The 9,548-nt window shown below is 52.9% G+C and carries 10 protein-coding genes and 1 pseudogene; 2 read left to right on the top strand and 9 right to left on the bottom strand.

The window, feature by feature from the left end:
• The 8 genes from ugpB to livK all read right to left on the bottom strand — a co-directional run bounded on the left by ugpB (position 1) and on the right by livK (position 7,349).
• A complete protein-coding gene (ugpB, locus tag JSN25_RS04425; protein WP_016154831.1) occupies positions 1-1,317 on the bottom strand; it encodes a sn-glycerol-3-phosphate ABC transporter substrate-binding protein UgpB in 1,317 nt (438 codons plus the stop codon).
• Positions 1,318-1,554: 237 nt separating this feature from the next.
• A complete protein-coding gene (locus JSN25_RS04430) occupies positions 1,555-1,962 on the bottom strand; it encodes a hypothetical protein (RefSeq protein ID WP_038634978.1) in 408 nt (135 codons plus the stop codon).
• 140 nt (positions 1,963-2,102) lie between these two features.
• Positions 2,103-2,384, bottom strand: a complete 282-nt coding sequence (locus JSN25_RS04435; RefSeq protein ID WP_069323776.1) for a hypothetical protein — start codon at positions 2,382-2,384, stop codon at positions 2,103-2,105.
• 98 nt (positions 2,385-2,482) lie between these two features.
• A complete protein-coding gene (gene livF / locus JSN25_RS04440) occupies positions 2,483-3,196 on the bottom strand; it encodes a high-affinity branched-chain amino acid ABC transporter ATP-binding protein LivF (RefSeq protein ID WP_087856271.1) in 714 nt (237 codons plus the stop codon).
• Between the two features lie 17 nt (positions 3,197-3,213).
• Complete coding sequence (livG, locus tag JSN25_RS04445) at positions 3,214-3,981, bottom strand: high-affinity branched-chain amino acid ABC transporter ATP-binding protein LivG (RefSeq protein ID WP_003827578.1); 768 nt, start codon at positions 3,979-3,981, stop codon at positions 3,214-3,216.
• The gene (gene livM, locus JSN25_RS04450; protein ID WP_087856270.1) at positions 3,978-5,255 is read right to left on the bottom strand and encodes a branched chain amino acid ABC transporter permease LivM; all 1,278 of its coding nucleotides are present in this window, start codon (positions 5,253-5,255) and stop codon (positions 3,978-3,980) included. Before livM ends, livG begins: the two co-directional genes overlap by 4 nt.
• On the bottom strand, positions 5,252-6,178 hold the full coding sequence (livH, locus tag JSN25_RS04455) for a high-affinity branched-chain amino acid ABC transporter permease LivH (protein ID WP_003827575.1): 927 nt from the start codon (positions 6,176-6,178) through the stop codon (positions 5,252-5,254). Before livH ends, livM begins: the two co-directional genes overlap by 4 nt.
• Positions 6,179-6,239: 61 nt before the next feature.
• Positions 6,240-7,349, bottom strand: coding sequence for a high-affinity branched-chain amino acid ABC transporter substrate-binding protein LivK (gene livK, locus JSN25_RS04460; protein WP_085049032.1), 1,110 nt, complete (start codon positions 7,347-7,349; stop codon positions 6,240-6,242).
• Between the two features lie 423 nt (positions 7,350-7,772).
• Between livK and panM the strand changes: the two genes are divergently transcribed.
• Positions 7,773-8,156 (top strand): aspartate 1-decarboxylase autocleavage activator PanM, encoded by a 384-nt coding sequence (gene panM / locus JSN25_RS04465; RefSeq protein ID WP_038634992.1) that lies wholly within the window; start codon positions 7,773-7,775, stop codon positions 8,154-8,156.
• A pseudogene (locus tag JSN25_RS21980) lies at positions 8,141-8,236 on the top strand (hypothetical protein); the annotation flags it as partial. The gene panM and the pseudogene JSN25_RS21980, both read left to right, overlap by 16 nt.
• A 41-nt stretch (positions 8,237-8,277) precedes the next feature.
• Here JSN25_RS21980 and livJ read toward each other — a convergent pair.
• A complete protein-coding gene (gene livJ, locus JSN25_RS04470; RefSeq protein ID WP_139815584.1) occupies positions 8,278-9,381 on the bottom strand; it encodes a branched chain amino acid ABC transporter substrate-binding protein LivJ in 1,104 nt (367 codons plus the stop codon).
• Positions 9,382-9,548: the final 167 nt, after the last annotated feature.

A 9,548-nucleotide genomic window follows, 5' to 3' on the forward strand; every position in this document is an offset into this window, starting at 1 on the left:
TTACGATTTGGTCGATTGCTCAAAGCGGCGCAGTAACTGATTGCCACGCTCAACCGCGGCATCCAACGCCTGCTGTGGGGTTTTCTTTCCAGTCCACACGCTTTCCAGCTCTTCATCCACGATGGTACGGATCTGCGGCATGTTGCCCAGACGCAGCCCTTTAGTGAACGGCAACGGCGGTTTGTTCAGCATCTGACGGGTGGCGATATCGGCCCCGGGGTTCTTATCATAGAAGCCCTGCTCGCGAGTCAGATCGTACGCGGCGGTGGTGATCGGCAGATAGCCGGTCTTCTGATGCCATTCGGCAGCAATCTCTGGTTTTGCGAGGAAATTAAGGAATTGCGCCACACCTTCGTAGGTGGCTTTGTCTTTACCCTGCATCACCCACAGACTGGCTCCACCGATAATCGCGTTCTGCGGTGCGCCCTTCACATCGGCATCGTACGGCATCATGCCGACGCCATAGTTGAATTTGGCGTAGTGGCGGATGTCGGCCAGAGAACCTGAAGAAGCGGTAGTAATGGCGCAATCCCCGTTGTAGAACTTCTCGGTGGATTCATCTTTACGTCCAAAGTAGCTGAAGTCGCCCTTTTTATTCAGCTCTTCCAGTAGTGCAATGTGTTTCACCTGCTCCGGTTTATTGAACTCCAGCACCGCATCAGTACCGTCAAAACCGTTGTTTTTGGTGGCGACCGGCAGACCGTTCCAGGCGCTGAAGTTTTCAATCTGGATCCAGCCCTGCCAACCGCTGGCATAGCCACACTTCATACCTGCGGCTTTCAGCTTCGCGGTGTATTCCGCCAGATCCTGCCAGGTTTTTGGCGGCTGTTCAGGATCTAAACCGGCTTTTTTGAAGGCATCTTTGTTGTAATACAGCACCGGCGTGGAGCTGTTAAACGGCTGGGAGAGTAAATGTCCGCTTTTCGAGTCAGTGTAATAACCGGAAACCGTCGGCACGAACTGAGATTCATCAAAGTTAATACCGGCCTCTTTGAATACTTCATAGACCGGTTTAATGGCTTTCGAGGCCATCATCGTTGCCGTCCCCACTTCATAAACCTGCAGCAGCGCAGGCGCGTTTCCGGTACGGAAGGCGGCAATACCTGCGCTCAGGCTTTGCTCATAGTTGCCTTTATACTGTGGAACAATTTTGTAGTCGGGATTGGCGGCATTAAAACGTTGCGCCAGTGAATCAACTTCTTTACCCAGTTCGCCTTCCATTGAGTGCCAGAACGGGATGGTGGTGACTGCCAGCGCCTGACCTGCAAATGCCAGGCTAAGTGCCAGTCCTAAAGCTGTATGTCGTAACGATATCATCGGTTATCTCTCTTGTTGTGCCGGATGCGCGATATCACGCGTTTTATGCTCGCGGGGGTAACATGACATGCTCGAATGACAGAAAAATAACTTTTTTATTACAAAAAAAAGATAGTAAGGCGACAAACAGATGGCAAGGCGGTGAAAGCGGAGTGACAGGAAAATGCGGGGTGGAGCACAACAAAGCCGGGGAGGTGCCTTACCCGGCCCATAAAAAGATTTGCCGTACAGATGAGATCACTCAGGCTGTGCGAACGTAAACTCCAGCGCCAGTCCCAGGACCTGCATACCGTGGATATTATCTTCCGGCGATATCGCCACCAGACTTTCCAGAAACTTGAGCCGTCGCGACTGGGCGTTAATGATGAGCTTTCCTCGTAACGCAGGAAGCTTCAGCGAAGTGATGGGATAAACCACACGGCCAACGACTTCAACCGGCAGCTTGCGTAAGTCGACCTGCTGCAGCACACCAACAGAAGAGTACAGCAATGCAACAGGCGTAACGGCAAGCAACGGCGCGCTACTGATACTCACGAAATCCAGAAGTAGCTCGGGGCGCAGATAGTGCAGTCCATTAAAAGAGACCGTGACACCGTCTATTGCGGGCATGGGCAGCACGTCAGTTTGACGCGGTAAATCATTCATTCAATTACCATTGACTCAAGATATACATCAAGCCGTTGATTATGCAGCAAATAACCTATACTTGCTGGGACAAGGCTCGCAATACCTGCAGATTTAGCTAGCGACGTTACCTGACACGCTGCCCATTGACTCCGGTAACGTTAATCCCGACGCCAGCGTCGCTCAAATTCATTCTGTAAACGCTGCTGTTCCCGCCGCTCACGTTCACGTTGGATATCTGATTTTTCATCTTCCCAGCCAGGGCATACCGAGCTGGTGAATACTTCGCAGGGCGAGCTGGATTGTGCCAACGGGTTGGCCGGTTTCTCTTCCCAGATAGATGGATCGCGCGGGTCGAACGTTTGCGGTTCCAGTGCCTGAACACCAGATGCAAACGCCAATAACAGAGTTCCAATCATCATGCAGGTACCTGAACGTATCATCCTTTCTCCATGTTCATGTTATTATTGATAACCATTCTCAATAATAACATAACGCGATAAAAAGGGGCCATCAGGCCCCTTAGCTCTTAAGAGAAATCTTAACCGCCCAGATAAGCGCTACGCACCGCTTCATTCGCCAGTAGCGCATCGCCGGTGTCTTCCAGTACCACATGACCGTTTTCCAGCACGTAGCCGCGGTCGGCGAGTTTCAGCGCCTGGTTGGCGTTCTGCTCGACGAGGAAGATGGTCATCCCCTGCTCGCGCAACTGCTCGATAGTATTAAAGATCTGCTGGATGATAATCGGCGCCAGACCCAGCGACGGCTCATCAAGCAACAATAGCCGGGGCTGGCTCATCAGCGCACGGCCTATCGCCAGCATCTGCTGTTCACCGCCGGACATGGTACCCGCACGCTGAATGCGACGCTCATGCAGGCGCGGAAACAGGTCATACACCCATTTGATACGTTCCTGAAACTGGTCCTTCTCGGCAAAGAAACCGCCCATCGCCAGGTTCTCTTCCACCGTCATGCGCGAAAACACACGACGCCCTTCCGGGACGATCGCCACCGCTTCACGCATGATTTTAGCCGTTTGCCAGTCGGTAATGTCTTTACCATCAAAGACAATGCGTCCGCTGGTCGCGCGTGGGTCGCCGCATAACGTACCGAGTAGGGTGGTTTTCCCCGCGCCGTTGGCACCGATAAGCGTTACGATTTCACCCTGATTGATATACAGGCTCACCTCGTGCAGCGCCTGAATTTTGCCGTAGTGGGCGCTGACTTTATCGAACGATAACATCGCCTTATCCATATTATGCCTCGCCCCCATTATGCTTCACCTAAATAGGCGCGGATCACGTCCGGGTTATTACGAATCTGTTCCGGCGTCCCGTTCGCCAGCGGCGTGCCCTGGTTTACCACGTAAATACGGTCGGAAATGCCCATCACCAGTTTCATATCGTGCTCAATCAACAGAATGGTGGTGTTGTGATGATTGCGCAGTTCGGCAATAAGCTCATCCAGCTCTTTGGTCTCTTTCGGGTTGAGACCAGCGGCAGGCTCGTCAAGCATCAGGATCTCCGGTTGCGTCACCATGCAGCGGGCGATCTCCAGACGACGCTGGTCACCGTAGGCGAGGTTACTGGCCTGACGGTTGGCATGCTCCAGCAAACCAATACGCGCAAGCCAGGTAGCGGCGCGATCCAGGGCTTCACTTTGCGCGCGACGGAACGACGGCGTTTTTAACAGACCGGAAAAGACACCGGTTTTCAATTGCTGATGTTGCGCCACCAGCAAGTTTTCAATCACCGTCATTTCGCGAAACAGGCGTACGTGCTGGAAAGTACGCACCACGCCCATACGCGCAATTTGCTGACCCGGCAGCCCTTCCAGATGCTGGTCGCGCAGCTTAATCGTCCCACCCGTCGGTTTATAAAAACCGGTCAGGCAGTTAAAGACCGTGGTTTTTCCCGCGCCGTTCGGCCCGATTAACGAGACGATTTCCTGCGGTCTCAGTTCCAGCTCAACGTTGTTCACCGCCAGCAGACCGCCGAAGCGCATCATCAGGCCGTTAACGGATAATAATGGCTGACTCATGCCTGCTCTCCTTTTGCGTCCCCGTTTTTCAGCTTCAACTGCGGACGGGTCATCGGTAACAAGCCCTGCGGACGCCAGATCATCATCAGTACCATCAAACCACCCAACATTAACATGCTGTATTCATTGAAATCACGCATCAGTTCGCGTGACACCACCAGCAGGATAGCTGCGAGAATGACCGCAAACTGCGAGCCCATTCCACCCAGTACCACAATCGCCAACACAAAGGCCGACTCGGCAAAGGTGAACGATTCCGGGCTGACAAAACCCTGCCGCGCGGCAAACAGCGTGCCGGCAAAACCCGCGAACGCGGCGCTGATGGTAAAGGCGGTCAGCTTGATGCGTGTAGGATTTAAGCCCAGCGAACGGCAGGCGATTTCATCTTCACGCAGCGCTTCCCACGCACGTCCCAGCGGCATGCGCAGCAGACGGTTGATGACAAACAGCGAGAACACCACCAGCAGCAGCGCCACCAGATAGAGGAAAATCACGCGATCGGACGGGTCATACTTCACGTTAAAGAAGTTGCTGAAGGTATCCCAGCCGCCTTCACGCGCGCTGCGGCTGAACTCAAGACCGAAAAAGGTGGGTTTCGGGATCTGGCTAATACCGTTCGGGCCGCCGGTGATTTCGGTGTTGTTGAGCAGCAGGATACGGACGATTTCGCCGAAGCCTAAGGTCACAATCGCCAGATAATCACCGCGCAGACGCAGGACCGGGAAGCCGAGCAGGAACCCCGCAGCGGCAGAAACCAGCCCCGCCAGCGGCAGACAAGTCCAGAAACCGAGGCCGTAATAGTGGTTCAGCAGCGCAAAGGTGTAAGCGCCGATGGCATAGAAGCCGCCGTAGCCCAGCACCAGCAGACCGGAAAGCCCCACCACCACGTTTAAGCCGAGGCCGAGGATGATATAAATCATCGTCAGCGTGGCGATATCGACCGTGCCGCGCGAGACCATAAACGGCCATGCCACGGCAATCACCAGCAACGCCACCAGAAACAGTTTCTGTTTAACGGTGGAGCCGTCAATCGCTGGCAGAATAAACTTCGGCCCGGAGACGCTCTTCAGACCTTTCTGGAACGCCGGACGCAACAGTTGGAAAAGAAACACGACGCCAGTGCCGATAAACACCCACTGCCAGCGGATATCCGCAGCGGTGTCCACCACCAGTTTGGTGCCGTCCAGCTCTAACTGGACGCCCATGAAGACGCCCGCCAGGATGAAGAACATGGCGGCAGAGAGCAGCGCCATTGCAAAATGCATCGGTTTCATACTTTCTCTACCTCCGGACGACCCAGAATACCGGTCGGCATCACCAGCAGTACCAGAATCAGCAACGCGAACGACACCACGTCTTTGTATTCGGTACTCAGATAAGCAGAAGAAAGCGCTTCGGCAACGCCCAAAATCAGGCCGCCAATCATCGCGCCAGGAATGCTGCCAATGCCGCCCAGTACCGCCGCGGTAAAGGCTTTCATCCCGGCCATAAAGCCGATGTAAGGGTTAATTACGCCATAGAACTGACCGAGCAGCACGCCCGCAACCGCCGCCATTGCCGCACCGATCACAAAGGTCAGCGCAATCACACGGTCGGTGTTAATGCCGAGCAGGCTGGCCATTTTCAGATCTTCCGCACAGGCGCGGCAGGCACGTCCCATACGCGAATAGCGGATAAACAGCGTCAGTGCCAGCATCGCGAGGAAGGTTACAATCCAGATAACCAACTGCATAGTGGTGATAGATGCAGAGAAGTTATCACTACTGCCGACAGTCCACTGGCCGTTAAACAGGCTGGGCAGCGCCACGTCGCGTGAACCTTCCGTCAGGCTGACGTAGTTTTGCAAGAAGATGGACATCCCGATAGCGGAAATCAGCGCGATCAAGCGCTTGGAGCTGCGCACGGGCCGATACGCCACCCGTTCAATACTCCAGCCGTAGGCGCTGGCAATCACAATCGCGCCGACGAAACCCGCCGCGACCAGTAGCCAACTGGAATCAATCCCCATCATCATTAGCGCAGCGATGATCATAAAGGAGACATAGCTGCCGATCATATACACCTCGCCATGGGCGAAGTTGATCATGCCAATAATGCCGTACACCATCGTATAACCGATGGCGATCAGCGCGTAGGTGCTTCCCAGCGTGACGCCGTTAAACATCTGCTGCAAGAAATAGAGGAACTGCTCGGACATAAGGTAACCTTTCTTAACCCGCCCGTTTTGTACGGGCGGTGGGATAACTCGTCTTCAGGTATTACTTCGCGACGGTTGATGAACCATCTGCGTGCCACTGAAAGACACCAAACTCAAATCCCTTCAAATCGCCTTTTTCGTCCCATTTCAGCGGCCCAATCACGGTATCAGCCCCGTGTGCTTTCAGATCTTTCACCAGATCCAGCGGCTCTTTGCTTCCGCTGCGATCCATTGCGCTCGCCAGTGATTGGACGGCTGCATAAGTGATCCACACGTATGGTCCACTTGGATCTTTCTTGTCAGCTTTGAGCGCATCGACAATTGCTTTATTCGCCGGATCCTGGTCATAACGTTTTGGCATCGTCACCAGCATGCCTTCTGCGGCATCACCGGCGATGTTAGAGAGAGAGGCATTACCCACACCCTCTGGCCCCATAAACTGCGTTTTCAGGCCAACGGATCGCGCCTGGCGCAGCATTTGCCCCATTTCCGGGTAGTAGCCGCCGTAATAGACGAAGTCGATATTTTCTTTCTTCAAACGGGCAATCAGCGCAGAGAAATCTTTTTCCCCGGCGGTGATCCCATCAAAGAAGACGATGTTGGCTTTGCCCGCTTTCAGGCTGTCCTGTACCGAACGCGCCAGGCCTTCGCCGTATTGCTGTTTATCATGGATGATGGCGATGCGCTGCGGCTTCACCTTCTCCAGAATGTATTTCGCGGCGGTTGGTCCCTGAGAGGAGTCCAGACCCGCAGTACGCATAATGTGTGCGTAACCGCGCTGGGTCAGTTCCGGGTTAGTGGCGCCCGGGGAAATCATCAGGATCCCTTCGTCTTCATAGATATCTGACGCTGGCTGAGTCGAAGATGAGCACAGGTGGCCAATAACATACTGAATACCGTCGTTGACGATTTTGTTTGCTACGGCAACGGCCTGTTTTGGATCGCAAGCATCGTCATATTCCACGGCCACCAGCTTGTCGCCTTTGATCCCGCCTTTGGCATTGATATCTTTAATGGCCTGACGTGCGCCATTAAATTCCATATCACCCCACTGCGCGACCGGACCCGACATCGCCCCGACAACAGCCACCTTGATATCTTCTGCCATGACAGCATGCGACATTGCCAGTGCTATCACCCCTGCGATGATTGTTTTCGCATTCCGTTTCATTAACTGAATCCCCATTCGTGACGTAATTAATATTTTGTATTTATGTGGTTAAAAAGCAGACTGTGCTTTTTTTGAACTGCACTATTTTTACCAGTCTCATTAATGGGTTAGCGCAGCTTTTTAAGCAAAATCAGACTAAAATCTCTATATTTCAGTCGATTAAGAAAAGATAATATTCTGCTTTTCACTATAGATAAACAAAAAAAAGCACGTTTGTCAGCATAAAATAACGGTACAAAGAGCGGAATAAAATGCTGCATTCCAGGGTATTATCCTGCCTGTTTTTCAATCTCTAATGTTTCAAACTGTCATTACCGTTGTCGCAAAACTATTAACCTGGTTAATCGCATAAAAAAGAGAAAGCATCCGGGCGAATTATTTCGGTACACTGATCTCATCTTTTGTGATTTGGACATGCTGCTAATGAAGCTGACCATCGTTCGTTTAAACAACTTTAGCGCTCAGGATCTGATTGATCTGGGCAAAATCTGGCCGGAATATTCCGCCTCATCATTAAGCGTAGATGAAACGCACCGGATCTACGCCGCGCGTTTTAATGAGCGTCTGTTAGGCGCAGTACGTGTCACCCTGAGCGGCACACAAGGTGCCCTGGATTCGTTGCGCGTACGTGAAATCACCCGTCGTCGCGGCGTCGGGCAGTATTTGATCGAAGAGGTGATCCGTGAAAACCCAAGTGTGAGTTCATGGTGGATGGCAGATGTAGGCGTTGAAGACCGCAGCGTGATGGCCGCGTTTATGCAGGCGTTAGGCTTTACAGCCCAGGCAGATGGCTGGGAGAAAAGATAAAAAAACCGGATGGCGCTGACGCTTATCCGGCCTACATGCTGGGAGCAAAAGATAAAAAAACCACCTCGCAATTTTCCAGGTATGTAGGCCGGGTAAGGCGAAGCCGCCACCCGGCACTCAATTACTTGGCGTCGGTCGCCGTACCATTAGCATGCCAGTCAAACACGCCGAATTCGAAGCCTTTCAGATCGCCCTTCTCGTCCCAGGACAGCGGCCCCATTACGGTTTCTACTGAGTTTGCTTTCAGGTACTTGGCAATTTCAGCCGGATCGTCAGACTGGTTCAGACCGGCCTGCAAGGATTGCAGCGCGGCGTAAGTGGTCCACACGAATGCGCCACTCGGATCCTGTTTCTTGGCCTTGATAGCATCCACAATCGGTTTGTTCGCTGGCACCTGGTCGTAGTTCTTCGGCTTGGTTACCAGTAAGCCTTCCGCAGACTCACCCGCAATGTTAGACAGCGACACGTTCGCTACCCCTTCCGGACCCATAAACTGGGTTTTCAGACCTGCGGCACGAGACTGACGCAGGATCTGCCCCATTTCCGGGTGATAACCACCGTAGTAAACGAAATCGATATTCTCTTTCTTCAGGCGTGCTACCAGCGTCGAGAAGTCTTTTTCACCGGCGGTAATTCCGTCAAAGAACACCACGTTGGCGTTGCCTTTCTTCAGGCCGTCCTGCACCGCACGCGCCAGACCTTCACCGTACTGCTGCTTATCGTGAATGATGGCGATGCGTTGCGGCTTCACTTTTTCCAGAATGTATTTGGCGGCAGTTGGCCCCTGATCGGAATCCAGGCCGGTGGTGCGCATCACCAGCTTATAACCACGCGCGGTCAGCTCCGGCGCCGTCGCTGCCGGGGTGATCATCAGAATGCCTTCATCTTCATAGATATCTGACGCGGGCTGGGTAGAAGATGAGCACAGATGGCCGATAACGTATTTAATCCCGTCGTTGACCACTTTGTTCGCGACCGCTACCGCTTGTTTCGGGTCACAGGCATCGTCATATTTCACCACGACCAGTTTGTCACCTTTTACCCCGCCCTTAGCGTTGATATCCGCAATCGCCTGCTCTGCGCCAGTAAACTCCTGATCGCCATACTGCGCTACCGGACCGGACATTGCGCCGACAACGGCCACTTTAATATCCTTAGCAAACGCCATATTGCTCAAAGACAGGGCGATACATCCTGCCAATAACGCTTTACCCTTCATATTCATCCTGACAATCCCCATTATTGTGGTTATTACGTGTGTTGTGATGTTGTTGTTCAGCACTTTATTTCGATTATTGGATAGCCACCCGTGCTTTAGCAGCATACTCTGCTAAAACATACCCGATTTTTATTATTTTGGAATAGCTAAATTTGACATCCAGATAACAAATT

The organism is Citrobacter cronae (assembly GCF_016893685.1).
GTDB classification, from domain to species: domain Bacteria; phylum Pseudomonadota; class Gammaproteobacteria; order Enterobacterales; family Enterobacteriaceae; genus Citrobacter; species Citrobacter werkmanii.

Excerpts from the sequence above, each read along its gene's own strand:
- ugpB (WP_016154831.1), bottom strand. The coding sequence starts at position 1,317 with ATGATATCGTTACGACATACAGCTTTAGGACTGGCACTTAGCCTGGCA.
- JSN25_RS04430 (WP_038634978.1), bottom strand. The coding sequence starts at position 1,962 with ATGAATGATTTACCGCGTCAAACTGACGTGCTGCCCATGCCCGCAATA.
- JSN25_RS04435 (WP_069323776.1), bottom strand. The coding sequence starts at position 2,384 with ATGATACGTTCAGGTACCTGCATGATGATTGGAACTCTGTTATTGGCG.
- livF (WP_087856271.1), bottom strand. The coding sequence starts at position 3,196 with ATGGATAAGGCGATGTTATCGTTCGATAAAGTCAGCGCCCACTACGGC.
- livG (WP_003827578.1), bottom strand. The coding sequence starts at position 3,981 with ATGAGTCAGCCATTATTATCCGTTAACGGCCTGATGATGCGCTTCGGC.
- livM (WP_087856270.1), bottom strand. The coding sequence starts at position 5,255 with ATGAAACCGATGCATTTTGCAATGGCGCTGCTCTCTGCCGCCATGTTC.
- livH (WP_003827575.1), bottom strand. The coding sequence starts at position 6,178 with ATGTCCGAGCAGTTCCTCTATTTCTTGCAGCAGATGTTTAACGGCGTC.
- livK (WP_085049032.1), bottom strand. The coding sequence starts at position 7,349 with ATGAAACGGAATGCGAAAACAATCATCGCAGGGGTGATAGCACTGGCA.
- panM (WP_038634992.1), top strand. The coding sequence starts at position 7,773 with ATGAAGCTGACCATCGTTCGTTTAAACAACTTTAGCGCTCAGGATCTG.
- livJ (WP_139815584.1), bottom strand. The coding sequence starts at position 9,381 with ATGAATATGAAGGGTAAAGCGTTATTGGCAGGATGTATCGCCCTGTCT.